This window comes from Kitasatospora sp. NPDC023120, assembly GCF_055560835.1.
The window spans coordinates 1-19,261 of the sequence record NZ_JBVHHY010000031.1 but is presented as its reverse complement, the minus strand read 5'-3'; the positions used below and the strand labels follow the sequence as shown (position 1 = coordinate 19,261).

Here is a 19,261-nt window from a genome sequence, read left to right as displayed (position 1 = left end):
GATCGACATGTTGACGATCGCGCACCTCAGTGACACCCACCTCGGGCAGGTCCGCCGCCGGGACGGCGGCAAGCGTGCCCGGCGGCGGGCCGAGCAGGTGATGGCGTACCTCGACGCCCTGTCCGGCCCGCTGGACGGCGTACTGGTCACCGGCGACCTCGCCGACCACGGCCGGTCCGCGGAGTACCGGCAGGTGGCCGAGGTGCTGACCTCCCGGCACCAGGTGCTCACCTGCCCCGGCAACCACGACTCCCGGGCGCCGTACCGCGAGGTGCTGCTCGGCGAGGCGCCGGGGGAGGGGCCGATCAACCGGCTGCACCGGCTCCCCCGGCGCCGACGTGCTGATGCTCGACTCGTCCATACCCGGGCAGCACAGCGGCCTGCTGGACGAGGAGACGCTGGACTGGCTGGACGAGCAACTCACCGCCGGACGCACCGGATTGCCCGCCCTGGTCGCCTTCCACCACCCGCCGGTCGAGCTGCACCTGCCGATGGTCGACGGGATCCGCCAGTTCGGCGAGGCGGGCCTCGCCCGCGTGCTGCGCCGCCACCCCCGGGTGGCCGCCCTGTTCTGCGGCCACTCGCACACCGCCGCCGCGACCACCTTCGCCGGCCTGGCGCTGCTGGTCGCGCCCGGCGTGGTCTCCACCGTCACCCTGCCCTGTGAGGGCGGACGCGGCATCACCTTCGACCAGCCGCCGATGCTCGCCTTCCACGTCCTGGACGGGGACGGCCGGATCACCACCCACTACCGGGCCGTCCCGGTCGACTAGCCCGCCGGCCGGCCCGGTCGACTAGCCCGCCGGCCGGCCCGTGTCACTGCCGCGGGGCCGACACCCGCGGCTGGTACGGAGGCTGCTGCGGCCGCTGACCGGGCTGGTGCTGCGGCGGCTGGTGCGGGTGTCGGTACGGCTGGTGGTACACCGACTGGCCCGGCTGCTGGTAGGGCTGCTGGTGGACCGACTGGCCCGGGCGCGGGAACGGCCGGGCCGCCAGCGGCTCTGAGGGCGCCCGGCTGCCCGCCATCGGGTGCGCGGAGCCCGGCGTCCGCATCCGCTGGGCGGCGACCTGGCGGGAGATCAGGATCTCCAGCAGGCACCACATGGTGCCGAACACCCCGAGCCCCATGGCCATCAGCGCGGGCGTCAGCATCCAACTGCCCGCGTACGAGGCCAGCGTCGCGACGACCACACCCACCAGGGTGAAGGCGAGGGAGAGCACGGCCCGGACTGCGGCGGCACGCACCTCGTCGGGAAGGCGGCGACGGCGGCGTGGCACGGACATCGAGCGACCCCCAGGCGCGGATTCGGTGCTGGACACGGAACGGGCGCACACGAAACGCGCCCCCTCGGCTCACTCTGCCCCGTCGAACCAGGACTATGCGTCCGAATCAGCCGAACTGCCGTCAAAACGTGTCATCCGGGCAGCATCCGGGCCGGAGGCTCAGCCCAACTGCTGGTTGAGCTCCTCCAGGGCGCCCGTGACGATCGTCCGCATCGCCTGCTCGGCCTCGTCGGCGTGCCCCGAGCAGATCGCGTCGGCGACCTCGCGGTGCAGCCGGATCGCGTACGGCTCCGGCTGATGGGGCATCAGATGGTACTCGGTCCGCCCGGTCAGCACCGCCCCCACGGTGTCCCCGAGGTGGGCGAACATCTCGTTGCCGGAGGCCCGCAGCACCAGGGCGTGGAAGGCGATGTCGTGCCGGAGGAAGGTGGCCAGGTCGGCCTCGCGTGCGGAAACCGTCAACTCCACGGCCAGCGAGCTGAGTTCGCGCCGATCGTCGTCGGTGGCGTGGACCGCGGCGAGCGCCGCGGCGGCCGGCTCGACGGCCATCCGCAGCGAACCGAGCGAGCGCAGCTGGGCGGGCCGGTCCGCCCCGGCCAGGCGCCAGCGGATCACCATCGGGTCGAAGACGTCCCAGAGCGACTTCGGCAGCACCGTGATCCCTACCCGCCGCCGGGACGCCACCATGCGCATCCCCTCCAGGACCCGCACCGCCTCCCGGACCACCGTCCGGGACACCCCGAACCGCTCCTCCAGCTCCTCCCCGCGCAGTACCGCACCCTCGGGAAGCTCCCCGGACGCGATCGCCGGCCCGAGCTCGTCAAGCAGCCGCCCGGGCAGCCCCTGGATCTCCATCCGCCCAGCCTAGACGTCCCCCCGCCCCACCCTGCGCCACCCTCCGCCCGGCGCCCGCCGTCCGCCGTCCGCCGTCCACGCCACGCCGTGCCGCCGGAAGTAAAAGTATGACGATTTGGTTTCCTCCCCTTGAATACGTCATACCTTTGAAGCGATAGTGGCGGCCAGGCAACGAAGGAGCACCACCCATGGGTCTCAGCGTCGAGAACCACGACCTCCCGCAGACCTCCCTCACCGTCGTGGTGATGGGCGTCTCGGGCGTCGGCAAGACCACCCTGGCCCGCCTGCTGGCGGACCGCCTCGGCCTCCCCTTCGCCGAGGCGGACGAGTTCCACCCGGCGGCCAACATCGCCAAGATGTCGGCCGGCATCCCGCTGGACGACGAGGACCGCGCCCCCTGGCTGCGCGCCATCGGCGCCTGGCTCAAGGAGCGGACCGAGGACGGCAGCGGCGGCGTGGTCACCTGCTCGGCGCTGAAGCGCGGCTACCGCGACCTCCTGCGCGCGGACGCCCCGGACGCCTTCTTCCTGCACCTCAGCGGTGGTCACGAGCTGGTCGAGGACCGGCTCAGCCACCGCACCGGTCACTTCATGCCGACGTCGCTGCTCGACTCGCAGTACGCCACCCTCCAGCCCCTGGAAGCGGACGAGCGCGGCGCCGTCCTGGACGTGGGCCCGTCCCCCGAAGAACTCGTCGAGATGGCCGTGGCGCTGCTGCGGCCCGTCAATGGAGACCTCGCGTGAGCATCACCCCCACATTGCTGGCGGCCGCCCCACCGGCCCTGCCGCACACCGGCAGCAACTCCCAGCTGCTGATCGCGGTGCTGCTGAGCATCGGTGCGATCGTCGTACTGATCACCAAGCTGAAGCTGCACCCGTTCCTCGCCCTCACGCTCGGCTCCGGCCTGCTGGCCGCCGTCGCGGGTGCTCCCTTCGACAAGTTGCTCAGCAGCTTCTCCACAGGCTTCGGCGCCACCGTGGCCGGTGTCGGCCTGCTGATCGGCCTCGGCGCGATGCTCGGCAAGCTGCTCGCCGACTCCGGCGGGGCGAACATCATTGCGGACACCGTGCTGTCCCGTACGGGCAACAAGGCGCTGCCCTGGGCGATGGCGCTGATCGCGGCGGTGCTCGGACTCCCGCTGTTCTTCGAGGTCGGCGTCGTCCTGCTGATCCCGATCGTGCTGCTGGTGTCCCGCCGCGGCAACGTGCCGCTGATGCGGGTCGGCATCCCGGCGCTGGCCGGCCTGTCGGTGCTGCACGGCCTGGTGCCTCCACACCCGGGCCCGCTGGTCGCCGTGGACGCCCTGAAGGCCGACCTCGGCATCACCCTGGCGCTCGGCCTGCTGATCGCCGTCCCGACCTTGATCATCGCCGGTCCGCTGTTCGCGCGGCTCGCCGAGCGCTGGGTCGGCCCGCTGGAGATCCCGGCCACCGCCGCCCCCGAGGAGACGGCCAGGCGCGACCGCGCCCCGTCCTTCGGCGCGGTGCTGGCGACCATCCTGCTGCCGGTCGTGCTGATGCTCGGCAAGGCGCTGGCGGACGTGGTGATCGACGACCCGAAGGCGATCGGCCAGCGGGTGTTCGACTTCATCGGCTCCCCGCTGATCGCCCTGCTCGCCGCGACCCTGCTCGGCATGGTCACCCTCGGCAGGGCGGCCGGCTTCGACAAGGCCCGCATCTCCGACACCGTCGGCAAGTCGCTCGGCCCGATCGCGGGCATCGTGTTCATCGTCGGCGCGGGCGGCGGCTTCAAGCAGACCCTGATCGACGTGGGCGTCGGCAACGCGGTGAGCGAGTGGTCCGGCAAGTGGCACATCTCCGCGCTGCTGCTGGGCTGGCTGATCGCCGTGCTGATCCGCCTGGCCACCGGCTCGGCGACGGTCGCCACGATCACCGCGGCGGGCATCGTCTCCCCGCTCGCGACGAACATGTCCTCGACCCACGCGGCCCTGCTGGTGCTGGCGATCGGCGCCGGCTCGCTGTTCTTCTCGCACGTCAACGACGCCGGCTTCTGGCTGGTGAAGGAGTACTTCGGGATGAGCGTCGGGCAGACGCTGAAGTCCTGGTCGGTGATGGAGACGGTGATCTCGGTCGTCGCCATCGCCCTGATCCTGCCGCTGAGCCTGGTCGTCTAGCTGCCGCTGAGCCTGGTCGTCCAGCTGCCGCCGAGCCTGGTCATCCAGCGACCTCCGGCTCGACCGCAGCACCGCCGAGGGGCGGCACCCGTGACCGTACGGGTGCCGCCCCTCGGCGTCTGCCGGGGCCTCAGCCCCCGTGCCCCAGCAGCCCCGACAGCACCGCCGCCGTCGCGGCCAGCAGTTCCTCCGCGGTGGTACCGCCCGCCGCCGTGCGGGCCAGCAGCCCCTCCCGCGCCGCGAGGATCACCACCGCGGCCTGCCCGGCACTCGCGCCCGGGGGCACCAGCTCCGGCAGCGCCCGCTCCAGCACGTCGGCGAGTGCCCGGGCGACCGTCCGGTCGTGTTCGGCGACCTGTTCGGTCAGCGCCTCCGTCCGCGCGGCGACCAGGCGGAACTCCAGGAACAGCAGGATCCACCCGGTCTCCGCGGGCTCGACCCGCAGCAGCGCCTCGACCAGCAGCCGGGCCCGCTCTTGCGGCGCCAGCGCCTCGCAGGCGTCGGCCAGCTCTTCCAGCTCGGCCATCCGCTGCGCCGCCTGGTCGTCGAAGAGCGCCAGCAGCAGGTCCTCCTTGCTGCCGAAGTTCGAGTAGAAGGCGCCGCGGGTGTAGCCGGCGGCGGTGCAGACGTCCTCGATGCTCGTCCGCGCGAATCCGACGGTGAGGAACAGCTCGCTCGCCGCTGCCAGCAGTCGGGCCCGGGTGTGGACGCGGCGGCGGGGCGGTCGTGGGGCGGCGGCATCGGCCGGGGCTGGGTTCACAGGAGAACGGTACATGGTGTATTCAGTACGAGTCGTATTCAATACGAGCCGTACTGAACCGCCGGTGCGAGCCGCACCGGATCCGAGGGGGAGCACCGCCATGAGCCGACTGCTGATCACCAACGCCCACCTGCTCCACCCCGAGGACGGCACCCGCACCGACCTCGGCTGGCTGGAGGCCGCCGACGGCCGGATCGCCGCCACCGGCACCGGCCGCCCGCCCGCCGCCACCGACGAGGTCCGGGTGGTCGACGCCGGCGGCGGAACCGTCCTGCCCGGCCTGATCGACGCCCACGTCCACCTGTTGGTCACCACGCTCGACCTGCACGACGTCGCCAACTGGACCCCCGGCTACGCGACCGTCCGCGCCCTCGCCGAGGCCGAGCGCATGCTGCGCCGCGGCTTCACCACCGTCCGCGACGTCGGCGGCGCCGACCACGGCATGGCCCGCGCCCTCGCCGAGGGACTGGCGCTCGGCCCCCGGCTGCTGCACGGCGGCAAGGCGCTGTCCCAGACCGGCGGCCACGGCGACCTGCGCCCGCTCGACGATGACGCCCTGCCCTGCTGCGAATCCCGCCCGAACTTCGGCCGGATCGCCGACGGCGTGGACGCCGTACGGGCCGCCGCCCGGGACGAGTTCCGCAAGGGCGCCCGCCACCTCAAGGTGCTGCTCTCCGGCGGGGTCGCCTCCCCGCACGACGAGATCGCCGCCGTCCAGTACAGCGAGGAGGAGATCCGCGCGGCGGTCGAGGAGGCGGAGAACCACAACCGCTACGTCACCGTGCACGCCTACCACCCGCGCGCGATCGACCGCGCCCTGCGGGCCGGGGTGCGCTGCGTCGAACACGGCAACCTGCTGGACGACGGCACGGTCGAGCTGCTGCTGGAGAAGGACGCCTACCTGGTCCCCACCCTGGTCGCCTACGAGCAGACCGCCAAGCTCGGCGCCGCCTCCGGCCTGCCGCCCGCCTCCGTCGGCAAGCTCGCCGAGGTCCGCGACCAGGGCCTCGACGCCCTGGAACGCGCCCACCGAGCGGGCGTCAACCTGGTCTACGGCAGCGACCTGCTCGGCCCGCTGCACCCGGCCCAGCTGGAGGAGTTCACCCTCCGCGCCCAGGTCCAGCCGGTCGCCGACGTGCTCCGCTCGGCGACCACCACGGCGGCCAGGCTGCTCGGCATGGCGGGCGAGATCGGCACCCTCGCCCCGGGCGCCCACGCCGACCTGCTCGTCGTCGACGGCGACCCGCTGGCCGACCTCACCGTCCTCACCCGCCCGGAGCGCCACCTCAGGCACGTGGTCAAGGCTGGGCAGCCGATCTGACGCCGCGAATGCACAACGACGGGCGGGCGCCCGGGGAAACCCCGAACGCCCGCCCGCCGTACCGCAGTTCTTACTTGCTCCCGCGCTCCGCGAGGAAGGCCTCGACCTCGGCCCGGATCTCCGGCGTGTCCAGCCCGCGGACCGTCATCGTGGTGCGGCGGCGCAGCACGTCGTCCGCGGTGTACGCCCACTCGTTGTCCGCCGCGTACGCGACCTGCGCCCAGACGTCCGGCCCGTCCGCGTGGATCGGCCGGCCGAGTTCAGGGTTCTCGTCGATCAGACGGGCGATCTCGAAGGAGAGCGTGCCGTAGTGGCTGGCGAGGTGCTTGGCGACCAGCGGCTCCATCCGGGAGCCCGGCTCACGGTCGATCAGCAGGCGGTGCGCCACCGCGTTCGGCGCGCCGACGCCCGGCAGCGGGACGGTCGGGGCGATCGGGGACATGTCCTCGCCGAGGCTGGTGCCGGGCACGTGGGCCAGCTTCTCCAGCACGGTGCGGCCGATGTGGCGGTAGGTGGTCCACTTGCCGCCGGAGACCGACAGCATGCCGCCCTTGCCCTCGGTGACGACCGTCTCGCGCTTGGCGGCGGCGGTGTCGCCCGGGCCGCCCGGCAGCACGCGCAGGCCGGCGAAGGAGTAGGTGATCAGGTCGCGGTCGAGGTGCTCGTCGCGGATCGCGTGCGCGGCCTCGCCCATGATCTGGTCGATGTCCGCGTCGGTGGCCCGGACGTCCTTCGGGTCGCCGGTGTACTCCTCGTCGGTGGTGCCGAGCAGGACGTGGTCCTCCCACGGGATGGCGAAGGAGACGCGGTACTTGTCGATCGGGATGGTCAGCGCGGCGCGCCACGGCGAGCGGCGCTTGACGACGACGTGGGCGCCCTTGGAGAGGCGGATCGACGGCGCGGCGCCGGCGTCCTCCATCTTGCGCAGGTGGTCGACCCACGGGCCGGTGGCGTTGAGCACCAGGCGGGCGTCGATGCCGAACTCGGCGCCGTCCAGGCGGTCGCGGAGCTCGGCGCCGGTGACCCGGCCGCCGGTGAAGCGCAGCCCGGTGACCTCGGCGTGGTTGAGCACCACGGCACCGGCGTCGACGGCGGCGCGCACGGTCATCACGGCGACGCGCGAGTCGTTCATCTGGTGGTCGCCGTAAACGGCCACCGAGCGCAGGCCCTCGGTCCGCAGCGCGGGCACCTGCTGGGCGGCGTGCGCGGCGGTGGAGACCCGGCCCATGCCGTCGCGGAAGGCGGACAGCGCCGAGTACAGGAACACGCCGGCGCCGAGCTTGGCGGCGCCGTGCGGGCCGCCCTTGTAGACGGGGACGAAGAAGGTCAGCGGGTTGACCAGGTGCGGGGCCACGTCGGTGGAGAGCGCGCGGCGCTCCTTGTGGTTCTCCGCGACCAGCTTGACCGCGCCGGTCTGCAGGTAGCGCAGTCCGCCGTGGACGAGCTTGGAGGAGGCGCTGGAGGTGGCGCCGGCGAAGTCGCCGGCGTCGACCATGGCGACCTTCAGGCCGGCCTGGGACGCGGTCCAGGCGACGGCCGTGCCGAGGATGCCGCCCCCGATCACCAGCAGGTCGTAGGTGGCCTTGCCGAGCAGCTCGCGGGTCTCGGCGCGGGAGGCGGTGCGGCCGGCGGTGCGCTCGGCGCCCAGGGTCGGGATGGTTGCCATGGTGGTTGTGTACGGCGCGCGGGTCGGGCGACGCCGTTACTCCTCTCGTGTGCGGTGCGGCCCCTCGGGAGAGGCCGGTCGGCCCGGTGCGGCGGGCCGGTGAAAACCGGTGACACCCGCTGCCGGAAACAGCGGGCGGCCGGCCGGGGCACGGGGCCCCGACCGGCTTGTCGGTCAGTTGTCCTCTTCCTCCTCCACCCAGCCCATGGTGCGCTCCACGGCCTTGAGCCACTTCTTGTACTCGCGCTCCCGGGTGGCCTCGTCCATGCGCGGGGTCCACTCGGCGGCGCGGTGCCAGTTGGCCCGCAGGGTGTCGAGGTCGTTCCAGAAGCCGACGGCGAGACCGGCCGCGTAGGCGGCGCCGAGGGCGGTGGTCTCGGCCACGTACGGGCGCTCGACCGGGGCGTCCAGGACGTCGGCGATGTTCTGCATGAGCAGGTTGTTGCTGGTCATGCCGCCGTCGACCTTGAGGGCGGTGAGCTCGACCCCGGAGTCCTTCTGCATGGCGTCGACGACCTCGCGGGTCTGCCAGGCGGTGGCCTCCAGGACGGCCCGGGCCAGGTGGCCCTTGGTGACGTACCGGGTCAGACCGGCGATCACACCGCGGGCGTCGGAGCGCCAGTACGGGGCGAACAGGCCGGAGAAGGCCGGGACGAAGTAGGCGCCGCCGTTGTCCTCGACCGTGTTGGCGAGGGTCTCGATCTCGGCGGCGGTGGAGATGATGCCGAGCTGGTCGCGCAGCCACTGCACGAGCGAGCCGGTGACGGCGATGGAGCCTTCCAGGGCGTACACCGGGGCCTGGTCGCCGATCCGGTAGCCGACGGTGGTCAGCAGGCCGTGGTACGAGTTGACGATCTTCTCGCCGGTGTTGAGCAGCAGGAAGGTGCCGGTGCCGTAGGTGGACTTGGCCTCGCCCTCGTCGAAGCAGGTCTGGCCGAACAGCGCGGCCTGCTGGTCGCCGAGCGCGGAGGCGACCGGGACGCCGGCCAGGTCGCCGACGGCCTCGCCGTAGACCTCGGCGGAGGAGCGGATCTCCGGCAGGACGGCCATCGGCACGCCCATCGACTCGGCGATGCTCTCGTCCCAGGCGAGGGTCTTGAGGTTCATCAGCATGGTGCGGCTGGCGTTGGTCACGTCGGTGACGTGCTTGCCGCCGTTGACACCGCCGGTGAGGTTCCAGATCACCCAGGTGTCCATGGTGCCGAACAGGATGTCGCCGGCCTCGGCGCGCTCGCGCAGGCCCTCGACGTTGTCCAGCAGCCAGCGGATCTTCGGGCCGGCGAAGTAGCTGGCCAGCGGGAGGCCGGTCTCGCGGCGGAAGCGGTCCTGGCCGACGTTGCGGCCGAGCTCGCGGCAGAGCGCCTCGGTGCGGGTGTCCTGCCAGACCAGCGCGTTGTGCACCGGCTCACCGGTGTTCTTGTCCCACAGGACGGTGGTCTCGCGCTGGTTGGTGATGCCGATGGCGCGGATGTCGTCCTTGGTCAGGCCGGCCTTCTCCAGCGAACCGCGGACGACCGACTGCACCCGGGTCCAGATCTCGGCGGCGTCGTGCTCGACGTAGCCGGGCTGCGGGAAGATCTGCCGGTGCTCCTGCTGGTCGACGGCGACGATCCGGCCGTCGGCGCCGAAGATGATGCAGCGGCTGGAGGTGGTGCCCTGGTCGATCGCGGCGATGTAGTTACCGGTGGAGGTCATGGGGAGGGTCCTCGGCTCGGGTTCGTGGGATACGGGGTGGGTGGGTCTGACGCGCTTCTCGGTCAGTCCCCGTGCTCGGCGGGGTACAACCCGGCCTTTAGAAGAGGGCGTTGTACACGCCGCCGGCCGCGAGGCCGCCGAGGATCGGGCCGACGACCGGGACCCAGGCGTACGACCAGTCGGAGCCGCCCTTGTTCGGGATCGGCAGCAGCGAGTGCGCGATGCGCGGGCCGAGGTCACGGGCCGGGTTGATCGCGTAGCCGGTCGGGCCGCCCAGCGAGAGGCCGATGCCGACGACGGTGAAGGCGACGATCAGGGTGCCCATGGCCTTGAGGTCGGGGTTGAGGGTGAGGATCGCCATGCAGAGCACGAAGGTGCCGATGACCTCGGTGAGCACGTTCTGGATCGGGTTCCGGATCTCGGGCCCGGTCGAGAAGATGCCGAGGGTGGGCTCCTTGTTGGCCTGGAACTGGCCGAGGTAGGTGGCCCAGACCAGCACGGCGCCGATGATCGCGCCGAGCATCTGGGAGCCGATGTAGAGCGGCACCTGGCTCCAGTCGCCGCTCTTGACCGCGAGCGCGATGGTGACGGCCGGGTTGAGGTGGGCGCCGGACTTCGAAGCCGACATGTAGGCGGCGATGAGGACCGCGAATCCCCAGCCGAAGGTGATCGCCAGCCAGCCGGCGTTGATCGCCTTCGACTTCTTGAGGGTCACGGCGGCGCAGACGCCACCGCCGAGGAGTATCAGGGCGGCAGTGCCGAGGGTTTCGCCGACGAAGACGTCGCCGTTGGAGAACGCGGACACAAAGACTCCCTTGTCCATATGGCCCGGAGGTGCGGGTGGGGGCAGGTGGCCGGACCGATCACCGTGCGGGTGAGCGCATCAGTGGGAGTGGTCGATCCGGCCATCGTTCGACAATGTCGACCGTCATGCGGAAGCTTCCTCCGCAGGTCGCCCCCACGTCAAGGCAGGGTTACGCAGCTGTGACCCTTGCCTCGACCGGTCCCTTGAAGTTACCGAGCGGAGCGCCCCGAAACGGGACAAAACGCCAAGGCGCGGACAGGCCAACCGCCCGTCCGCGCCTCAGCGTGACGAAATGAATGCTCCGCTCAGAACCGGCCGGCGCCCAGATCGCGGGAGATCGCGCGGGCCGCGCTGCGCACCGAGGCCACCAGCGAGGGCTTCACGAAGCCGTCCTCGCAGACCCGCTCCACCGCCCCGCTGATGCACACCGCGCCCACCGGGTTGCGCCGCCGGTCCTGGATCAGCGCGCCGATCGAGGCCACGCCCTCCCAGGTCTCCTCGATCGAGTCCGCCCAGCCGCGCTCGCGGATCAGCGCGCACTCGGCGTCCACGTCCGCGGCCCGGGTGAGCGTGCGCACGGTGTACGACTCGTACGGTCCGTCGCCCAACTCCCCGCGCGCGACCGGGTCGTACGCCACCAGCACCTTGCCCAGCGCGGTGCTGTGCAGCGGCTGCATCGAGCCGACCTCCAGCACTTGCCGGGTGTCGTCCGGTCGGAACACGTGGTGCACGATCAGCACGCCCTGCTGGTGCAGCACCCCCAGGTAGACCGTCTCCCCGGCCGCCCTGGCCAGGTCGTCCGCCCACACCAGGGCCCGCGCCCGCAGCTCGTGCACGTCCAGGTAGCTCTGCCCCAGCCGCAGCAGCTCCGCGCCCAGCTGGTACTTGCCGCTCTCCGGGTCCTGCTCGACGAACCCTTCCTGCTGCAGGGTGCGCAGGATGCCGTGCGCGGTGCCCTTGGCGAGGTCCAGCGCCGTGGCGACCTCGGACAGGCCCAGGCGGCGCTCGCCGCCGGCCAGCAGGCGCATGATCGCGGCGGCCCGGGAGAGCGACTGGATCGGGCCGGGCATGAGTACCTCCGCGCTGACAGGCGGTCGACAATGTCGACCGCAGTGGTGACGGGACGAGTCTGCCAGGCCCTGCTCTCTTCGTGCACCTTCCCCCTCGGTAACCCCTCCGCGGCCGACTAGCCTTCCGCGTCGTTCGAGCGGCCCCGGCGCACCGCCACCTCCGCCGCGAGAGCCGCGATCCCGTCCGGGCCGACCCGGCAGCAGCCGCCCACCAGCCGGGCCCCGTCCGCGAGCCAGCCGCCCACCCGGGCCGAGCGGAACGTCGGCTCCCCGCGCCAGCCCCGGCGCTCCGCGTCCCACCGCTCCCCGCTGTTGGGGTAGACCACCACCGGCTTCCCGGTCACCTCGGCGGCCAGCGCGACCGCCCGGTCGGCGTCCTGCGGGGTGCAGCAGTTGACGCCCACCGCCACCACCTCGTCCACCTCCGCCGCGAGCGCGAACGCCTCCGCCAGCGGCTGCCCGGCCCGGGTCCGGTCGCCCTCGATGCTGTACGACAGCCAGGCCGGCACCCCCAGGCCGCGGACCAGCTCCAGCAGCGCCCGCGCCTCGTCCGCGTCCGGCACCGTCTCCAGCGCCAGCACGTCAGGCCGGGCCGCCGCCAGCACTTCCAGCCGCGGCCGGTGGAAGGCCGCCAGCTCGCCGATGCCCAGCCCGTACCGCCCCCGGTACTCCGAACCGTCCGCCAGCACCGCCCCGTACGGACCCACCGACGCCGCCACGAAGCGCCGCCGCCCGCCCGGCTCCGCCCGCACCGCCTCCCGGGCCAGCTCGACGCTGCTCGCCAGCAGCCGCGCGGCCTCCGCCCGGCCGATCCCGCGACGGGCGAAGCCCTCGAAGCTCGCCTGGTAGCTCGCCGTGATGGCGACGTCCGCGCCGGCCTCGAAGTACGCCCGGTGCGCCGCCACCACCGCCCCCGGGTCGTCCGCCAGCAGCCGCGCCGACCACAGCCCGTCCGAGAGGTCGTGCCCCGCCGCCGCCAGCTGGTTCGACATCCCGCCGTCCAGCACCAGCGGACCGGCGGCCAGCGCCGCGGCGAAGTCCGGCGGGGGAGCAGTGGGCATGTCGGCCTCCTCTGGCATGGTCGTTGCTGGTCACAGCCTAGAAGGCGGACGCCCCCGCGGGCCGGGAAAAGCATTTGCCGCCGAGGAACGCGATCGCCTACGTTGTGCTCAGGCCGAGAACGACAGCACCTGACCACACCGAACAACAAGACCGAACAGCAAGATCGAGTACGGAGAGGACCGGGCGATGGCGGCGGAGGACCAGAGCACCGGTCCCGCGGCCGAGCAGGAGTGGCTCGCCGCGTACGACCCGCGCGCCTACGCCCCGATCGCCGTCACGGTCGACGTGGTCGCTCTGACCTTGCGCCACGGCAACCTGCACGTCCTGCTCGTCGAGCGCGGCGCCCCGCCCTACCAGGGCTGCTGGGCACTGCCCGGCGGCTTCCTGCGGGCCGGCGAGGAGAGCCTGGACGAAGCGGCCGCCCGCGAACTCGCCGAGGAGACGGGCCTGCAGGGTGCCGCCGAGGCCGAGGCCAGGCCCTGCCGCTTCCACCTGGAGCAGCTCGGCACCTACGGCAACCCGGACCGGGACCCGCGGATGCACGTCGTCTCCGTCGCCTACCTCGCCTTCGCACCGGACCTCCCCGACCCCCAGGCCGGGACGGACGCCGCGGCCGCCGCCTGGCACCCCGTCCGAGACCTGGACCTCCGGCCCCGCGGCCGGTCCGTAGCCGCCGGTGCGCCCGACGACACCCACGGGGGTGGTGTCGACGGGCGCACCGGTCCCACGCCGCTCACCCTGGCCTTCGACCACGCCCGGATCCTCGCCGACGGCCTCGACCGGGTGCGCGCCAAGCTCGAGTACAGCCCGCTGGCCACCGCCTTCCTGCCCGACGACTTCACCATCCCCGACCTGCGCGCCGTCTACGAGGCGGTCTGGGACGAGAAGCTCCACCCCGGCAACTTCCACCGCAAGGTCCTCTCCGTCCCCGGCTTCGTCGAGAGCACCGGCACCACCACCCAGCGCGGCGGCACCCGCGGTGGCCCCCGCGCCCGCACCTACCACGCCGGCGGCGCCCGCCTGCTGCACCCCGCCCTGCTCCGCCCCACCCGCGACGCCCCGCCCGGCGAGGGACTGTCGGGCGAGGGCCTGCCGGGCGACGGCCGCTGAGCACCGAAGACCCGGTCCCACCGCCGACCCACCGGGCTACCATCCGGCCATGACCACTGACGAAGCGACCCAGACCGTCCACCGGCCGTTCTCCCACTGCCACTTCTGCGGCACGCCCTACCCGCCCGGCACCCTCGCCTGGCCCCGTACCTGCCCCGGCTGCGCCGAGATCAGCTATCGCAACCCGTTGCCCGTCGCGGTCACCGTCCTGCCCGTCACCCGGCCCGACGCCGACCCCGCCCTGGTCGTCATCCGCCGCACCATCGAGCCCGGCTACGGTGAACTCGCCTTCCCCGGCGGCTACATGGACTACGGCGAGAGCTGGCAGCAGGCCTGTGTCCGCGAACTGCGCGAGGAGACCGGCATCGCGGCCGACCCCGCCGAGGTCACCCTGATCCACACCGCCTCCGATCCCAACGGCCGCTTCGTGATGCTCTGCGGACTGCTCCCCGCCCGCCCGCTCGCCGAGCTCCCGCCCTCGCTCCCCACCGACGAGACCGACGGCTGGTTCCTCGCCACCGCCGACACCGCGCTCGTCTGGGACTTCCACAACAGCGTCCTGAGCCGCTGGTTCAGCGGAGAGTTCACCCCCCGCTGACCAGCGGGCCAGTCACCGGGCGACCCTGGCGCGACGGGCGCACACATGGCATGGTCTGCACCGACAGCCCAACCGGACGGGTCTGCCACAAGCACTCCCGTCCCCACCACCGGCCGGGAGACCACCACCGTGAGCACCCCACCCCAGGACCAGCCGCTCTGGCGCCCCAACCCCGCTCGCGCCGCCGCCACCAGCCTGGTGGCCTTCCAGGCCTGGGCCGCCGAACACCACGGCGCCCCGGCCGCACCGCTCGCCCCGGCCGCCGACGACCAGCAGGCCGCAGAGCGCTACGCCGACCTGCACACCTGGTCCACCGAGGACCTCGACCGGTTCTGGACCGCGGTCACCCAGTGGTTCGACGTCCGCTTCACCCAGACGCCCGACGCCGTCCTCGCCGAGGCGGCCATGCCCGGCGCCCGCTGGTTCCCCGGCGCCCGCCTCAACTACGCCGAGCACGCCCTGCGCGCCGCCGAGCCCAGGCCCAACGGAGAGAAGGGCGCCAACGCCGACCGCCCGGCGATCCTCCACCTCGACGAGACCACCGAGGAGCCCGTCGTCCTCACCTGGTCCGAACTGCGCCGCCAGGTCGGGTCCCTCGCCGCCGCCCTGCGCGCCCGGGGCATCGGCCCCGGCGACCGCGTCAGCGCCTACCTGCCCAACATCCCGCAGGCCGCCGTCGCCCTCCTCGCCACCGCCGCCGTCGGCGCGGTCTGGACCAGCTGCGCCCCCGACTTCGGCGCCCGCAGCGTCCTCGACCGCCTCCAGCAGATCGAACCCGCCGTCCTCTTCGCCATCGACGGCTACCACTACGGCGGCAAGGACCACGACCGCGCCGACGTCGTCGCCGAGCTGCGCCGCGAGCTGCCCAGCCTGCGCACCGTCATCCACGTCCCGCTGCTCGGCGGCCCCGCCCCCGAGGGCGCCCTGCACTGGGACGACCTGGTCGCCGACGAGGTCGAGCCGGTCTTCGAGCCGGTCCCCTTCGACCACCCGCTCTGGGTCCTCTACTCCTCCGGCACCACCGGCCTGCCCAAGGCCATCGTCCAGAGCCAGGGCGGCATCCTGCTCGAGCACCTCAAGCAGGCCGGCCTCCACCTCGACCTCGGCCCCCAGGACCGCTTCCTCTGGTACACCTCCACCGGCTGGATGATGTGGAACTTCCTGCTGGCCGGCCTCCTCGTCGGGTCCACGATCGTCACCTACGACGGCAGCCCCGGCCACCCCGACACCGGCGCCTTCTGGTCGGTCGCCGCCCGCACCGGCGCCACCGTCCTCGGCACCTCCGCCGCCTACGTGATCGCCAGCCGCAAGGCCGAGCTCCACCCCGGCCGCGACCTCGATCTCTCCGCCGTGCGCTGCATCGGCACCACCGGCTCCCCGCTGCCGCCCGACGGCTTCCGCTGGATCTACGACGAGGTCAAGGAGGACGTCTGGCTCGCCTCCGTCAGCGGCGGCACCGACGTCTGCTCCTGCTTCGTCGGCGGCGTCCCCACCCTCCCGGTGTACCTGGGCGAGATCCAGGCCCCCTGCCTGGGCGCAGCCGTCGAGTCCTGGGACGTCCAGGGCAAGCCGCTCACCGACGCCGTCGGCGAACTCGTCGTCACCAAGCCCATCCCGTCCATGCCCACCGGCTTCTGGAACGACCCCGAGGGCACCCGCTACCACGACAGCTACTTCGACATGTACCCCGGCATCTGGCGCCACGGCGACTGGATCACCGTCACCTCCCGGGGCACCGTCGTCATCCACGGCCGCTCCGACTCCACCCTCAACCGCCAGGGCGTCCGGATGGGCTCCTCGGACATCTACGAGGTGGTCGAGCGCCTGCCCGAGATCGCCGAGTCCCTGGTCATCGGCCTGGAGGAGCCCGACGGCGGCTACTGGATGCCGCTGTTCGTCGTCCTCGCGCCCGGCGCCGAACTGGACGACGACCTCGTCGGCCGCATCCGCACCTCGCTGCGCAGCGAACTCTCCCCGCGCCACGTCCCCGACGAGGTCGTCGTCGTCCGCGGCCTCCCGCACACCCTCACCGGCAAGCGGATCGAGGTCCCGGTAAAGCGCATCCTCTCCGGCACCCCGCTGGAGCAGGCCGTCAACCCCGGCTCCGTCGACAACATCGAGCACCTGCGCTTCTTCGAGCAGCTGCGCGTCGAGCGCCAGGCCTGACCGGCCCTCGCCGCACACGAAAGGGGCGCCCCCGCCGCGATGGCGGGGACGCCCCCTTCCCGTCTCTACGTCCGGCCCACTACTCGCCGGACAGCACCTGCTGCGCCGCGGCCCGCGCCTCCTCGGCGCTGTCCGCCGCCCGGGCCGCCTCGGCCGCCCGGCGACACTGCGCCAGCGTGTACTTGGCCAGCGCGGTCCGCACGTACGGGATCGACGCGGAGCCCATCGAGAGGCTGGTGACGCCCAGACCGGTCAGCACCACGGCCAGCAGCGGGTCGGAGGCCGCCTCGCCGCAGACGCCGCAGGTCTTGCCGGACACCCGCGCGGCGTCGGCCGCAGCGGCGATCAAGTCCAGCAGCGCCGGCTGCCACGGGTCCTGCAGCCGCGCCAGCGCACCGACCTGGCGGTCCGCCGCGAAGGTGTACTGCGCGAGGTCGTTGGTCCCCAGCGACAGGAACTCGACCTCCTGCAGGATCGACCGGGCCCGCAGCGCGGCCGACGGGATCTCCACCATCGCACCGAACTTGGCGTCCAGCCCGGCCTCCCGGCACGCGGCCGCGAAGTCCTTGGCGTCCTTGCGGTCGGCCACCATCGGGGCCATCACCTCGAGGTGCACCGGCAGGCCCTCGGCCGCCGTGGCCAGCGCCCGCAGCTGGGTGCGCAGCACCTCCGGGTGCTCCAGCAGGGTGCGCAGACCGCGCACGCCGAGCGCCGGGTTCGGCTCGTCGGCCGGGGTGAGGAAGTCCAGCGGCTTGTCCGCGCCCGCGTCGAGCAGCCGGACCACGACCCGGCCCTCCGGGAACGCCTCCAGCACCTTGCGGTACGCCTCGACCTGCTTCTCCTCGCCGGGAGCCTTCGCCGAGTCGTCCAGGAACAGGAACTCGGTGCGGAACAGGCCGACGCCCTCGGCGCCGTTCTCCAGCGCGGCCGGCACGTCCGCCGGGCCACCCACGTTGGCCAGCAGCGGGACGCGGTGCCCGTCCGAGGTCTGCCCCGGGCCGGAGGATGCGGCCAGCGCGGCCTTGCGCTCGGCGGCGATCGCCCGCAGCTCGTCCTGCTTCTCCGGCGACGGCTCCAGCAGCACGTCGCCCGAGCTGCCGTCCACCGCGACGACGGTGCCCTCGGCGACGTCGGTCGCCCCGGGCAGCGCCACGACGGCCGGCACGCCCATCGCCCGCGCCAGGATGGCGCTGTGGCTGGTCGGCCCGCCCTCCTCGGTCACGAAGCCGAGCACCAGCGTCGGGTCCAGCAGCGCGGTGTCGGCCGGCGCCAGGTCCCGTGCGAACAGCACGTACGGCTCGTCACTGTCCGGCACACCCGGCATCGGCACCCCGAGCAGCCGGGCCACGATGCGGTTGCGGACGTCGTCCAGGTCGGCGACCCGCCCGGCCAGGTACTCGCCGGCGGAGGCCAGCAGCGCACGGTAGGCAGCGAAGGCGTCGTACACACCGCGCTCGGCACTGCTGCCGACGGCGATCCGGCGGGACACGTCGGCCATCAGCTCCGGGTCCTGCGCCATCAGCGCCTGGGCCTCGAGGACGGCCTGCGCCTCGCCGCCCGCGAGGTTGCCGCGCGCGATCAGGTCGGCGGCGACCGCCTCCACGGCGGCCTGGGCACGCGCCTGCTCCCGCGGGGCGTCCTCGGTGGGGATCTGGGTGGCCGGGGGCTCCAGCACCGCCGTCCCCATGTGCCGCACCTGGCCGATCGCGACCCCGTGGCTGACACCCACGCCGCGCAGTGTCTTCTCCATGTACCTGTTCTCCGCTGAGTCTGTGTGGGGGATATAGAGAGGGGTCAGCTCCAGCTGAACAGGGCGTCGCCGACCATGGCCTCGCCGTCCTCCCGCAGGTCGCCGAGCGAACCCGCGGTGGCCTCCAGCGCGACGATCGGCGAGATCGGCGACTTGCCGGCGGCCTCGACGGCGGCCGGGTCCCACTTGATGACGGCCTGGCCGCGGGTCACCGTGTCGCCCTTGTTGACGAGCAGCTCGAAGCCCTCGCCGTTGAGCTGCACGGTGTCGATCCCGAGGTGGGTCAGCACACCGTGACCCTCGGCGTCCACGACGACGAAGGCGTGCGGGTGCATGGAGACCACGACGCCGTCCACCGGAGCGACCGCCTCGGTGGGCCGACGAACCGGGTCGATCGCGGTGCCGGGGCCGACCATCGCGCCCGAGAACACCGGGTCCGGCACGCCGGCGAGCCCGACGACCTTGCCGGTCAGCGGCGACGTCACAGTGGTCATGGTTGTGCCTCCCAAGTGCCAGTACAGCGAGCGGCCGCGAGAAGCGGCACGACGATCAGCTGAAGCCTAAATCATGTCAACTACGGACATCTGTCGACATTGCCGGGCGAACCCCCCGCCCTCGCCCGCCTACCGGCCGGCGTCTCACCAGCCCACGAGTGGTCTAGTCCTCTCGGCCGATGCGCCGCACTCTACAGGCATCTTGGCGAATCGGGACCATTGCTGTATATGCTCGCGAGAGCAACAAATCATGCCGCCAACCGGGCGACACCGGGCGCGCCCCGATTCGCACTCGGGCCACCGACCCGCTATGGTTGGTCGAGTCGCCGCAACTCGGCGGTTAACACCAGATTTCAGATGCGAAAAGCTCCGGTAAACGGGGCGAAAAACGTCTGGTAAGCTGGAAACACGAAAGAACGAAGCCCGGAGGGTCCGCTGGAAGGCGGTCCGAAGGAAGCGTCCGTTCCTTGAGAACTCAACAGCGTGCCAAA

Annotated in this window: 16 protein-coding genes and 1 pseudogene; 7 read left to right on the top strand and 10 right to left on the bottom strand. The window is 72.7% G+C overall.

Translation table 11 applies throughout. The features are described 5' to 3' along the window. Positions 1–7: 7 nt before the first annotated feature. Positions 8–773: pseudogene (locus ACZ3TI_RS33980) on the top strand (metallophosphoesterase). 43 nt (positions 774–816) lie between these two features. Here the strand turns inward: ACZ3TI_RS33980 and ACZ3TI_RS33975 are convergent. Together ACZ3TI_RS33975 and ACZ3TI_RS33970 are read right to left on the bottom strand one after the other, a co-directional pair. Beyond that, on the bottom strand, positions 817–1,284 hold the full coding sequence (locus ACZ3TI_RS33975; protein WP_465733155.1) for a hypothetical protein: 468 nt from the start codon (positions 1,282–1,284) through the stop codon (positions 817–819). 159 nt (positions 1,285–1,443) lie between these two features. Then, entirely contained in the window at positions 1,444–2,139 is a 696-nt protein-coding gene (locus ACZ3TI_RS33970; RefSeq protein WP_465733153.1) for a FadR/GntR family transcriptional regulator, read from the bottom strand. 188 nt (positions 2,140–2,327) lie between these two features. Between ACZ3TI_RS33970 and ACZ3TI_RS33965 the strand changes: the two genes are divergently transcribed. Together ACZ3TI_RS33965 and ACZ3TI_RS33960 are read left to right on the top strand one after the other, a co-directional pair. Further along, positions 2,328–2,882, top strand: coding sequence for a gluconokinase (locus ACZ3TI_RS33965; RefSeq protein ID WP_465733151.1), 555 nt, complete (start codon positions 2,328–2,330; stop codon positions 2,880–2,882). A 2-nt stretch (positions 2,883–2,884) separates the two neighbouring features. Then, positions 2,885–4,273 carry a GntT/GntP/DsdX family permease gene (locus tag ACZ3TI_RS33960; protein ID WP_465733259.1) on the top strand — a complete coding sequence of 463 codons (1,389 nt, stop codon included), beginning with the start codon at positions 2,885–2,887 and terminating at the stop codon, positions 4,271–4,273. 130 nt (positions 4,274–4,403) lie between these two features. Here ACZ3TI_RS33960 and ACZ3TI_RS33955 read toward each other — a convergent pair whose 3' ends face one another. Beyond that, a complete protein-coding gene (locus ACZ3TI_RS33955; RefSeq protein WP_465733149.1) occupies positions 4,404–5,033 on the bottom strand; it encodes a TetR/AcrR family transcriptional regulator in 630 nt (209 codons plus the stop codon). Between the two features lie 100 nt (positions 5,034–5,133). Here ACZ3TI_RS33955 and ACZ3TI_RS33950 point away from each other — a divergent pair, with 100 nt between their 5' ends. Then, on the top strand, positions 5,134–6,354 hold the full coding sequence (locus tag ACZ3TI_RS33950; protein WP_465733147.1) for a metal-dependent hydrolase family protein: 1,221 nt from the start codon (positions 5,134–5,136) through the stop codon (positions 6,352–6,354). A gap of 70 nt (positions 6,355–6,424) precedes the next feature. On the opposite strand, the gene ACZ3TI_RS33945 is transcribed toward ACZ3TI_RS33950, so the two are convergent. The 5 genes from ACZ3TI_RS33945 to mmuM all read right to left on the bottom strand — a co-directional run bounded on the left by ACZ3TI_RS33945 (position 6,425) and on the right by mmuM (position 12,651). After that, on the bottom strand, positions 6,425–8,020 hold the full coding sequence (locus ACZ3TI_RS33945) for a glycerol-3-phosphate dehydrogenase/oxidase (protein ID WP_465733145.1): 1,596 nt from the start codon (positions 8,018–8,020) through the stop codon (positions 6,425–6,427). 174 nt (positions 8,021–8,194) lie between these two features. Beyond that, a complete protein-coding gene (gene glpK, locus ACZ3TI_RS33940; protein WP_465733143.1) occupies positions 8,195–9,715 on the bottom strand; it encodes a glycerol kinase GlpK in 1,521 nt (506 codons plus the stop codon). 97 nt (positions 9,716–9,812) lie between these two features. After that, positions 9,813–10,520, bottom strand: coding sequence for an MIP/aquaporin family protein (locus tag ACZ3TI_RS33935; RefSeq protein ID WP_465733141.1), 708 nt, complete (start codon positions 10,518–10,520; stop codon positions 9,813–9,815). Positions 10,521–10,825: 305 nt separating this feature from the next. Further along, entirely contained in the window at positions 10,826–11,590 is a 765-nt protein-coding gene (locus ACZ3TI_RS33930) for an IclR family transcriptional regulator (RefSeq protein WP_465733139.1), read from the bottom strand. A gap of 116 nt (positions 11,591–11,706) precedes the next feature. After that, positions 11,707–12,651, bottom strand: a complete 945-nt coding sequence (gene mmuM, locus ACZ3TI_RS33925; protein ID WP_465733137.1) for a homocysteine S-methyltransferase — start codon at positions 12,649–12,651, stop codon at positions 11,707–11,709. A gap of 187 nt (positions 12,652–12,838) precedes the next feature. Here mmuM and ACZ3TI_RS33920 point away from each other — a divergent pair, with 187 nt between their 5' ends. From ACZ3TI_RS33920 to ACZ3TI_RS33910, 3 genes are read left to right on the top strand one after another with little or no spacing between them, the layout of a single operon-like run. Then, positions 12,839–13,762, top strand: coding sequence for an NUDIX hydrolase (locus ACZ3TI_RS33920; RefSeq protein WP_465733135.1), 924 nt, complete (start codon positions 12,839–12,841; stop codon positions 13,760–13,762). Between the two features lie 49 nt (positions 13,763–13,811). After that, on the top strand, positions 13,812–14,360 hold the full coding sequence (locus ACZ3TI_RS33915; RefSeq protein WP_465733133.1) for an NUDIX domain-containing protein: 549 nt from the start codon (positions 13,812–13,814) through the stop codon (positions 14,358–14,360). Between the two features lie 45 nt (positions 14,361–14,405). After that, positions 14,406–16,526 (top strand): acetoacetate--CoA ligase, encoded by a 2,121-nt coding sequence (locus ACZ3TI_RS33910; protein WP_465733131.1) that lies wholly within the window; start codon positions 14,406–14,408, stop codon positions 16,524–16,526. 79 nt (positions 16,527–16,605) lie between these two features. On the opposite strand, the gene ptsP is transcribed toward ACZ3TI_RS33910, so the two are convergent. Next, positions 16,606–18,276, bottom strand: a complete 1,671-nt coding sequence (gene ptsP / locus ACZ3TI_RS33905; RefSeq protein WP_465733129.1) for a phosphoenolpyruvate--protein phosphotransferase — start codon at positions 18,274–18,276, stop codon at positions 16,606–16,608. Between the two features lie 44 nt (positions 18,277–18,320). Next, positions 18,321–18,770: a PTS sugar transporter subunit IIA gene (locus tag ACZ3TI_RS33900; RefSeq protein WP_465733127.1), complete on the bottom strand. Its 450-nt coding sequence runs from the start codon at positions 18,768–18,770 to the stop codon at positions 18,321–18,323. Positions 18,771–19,261 lie beyond the last annotated feature (491 nt).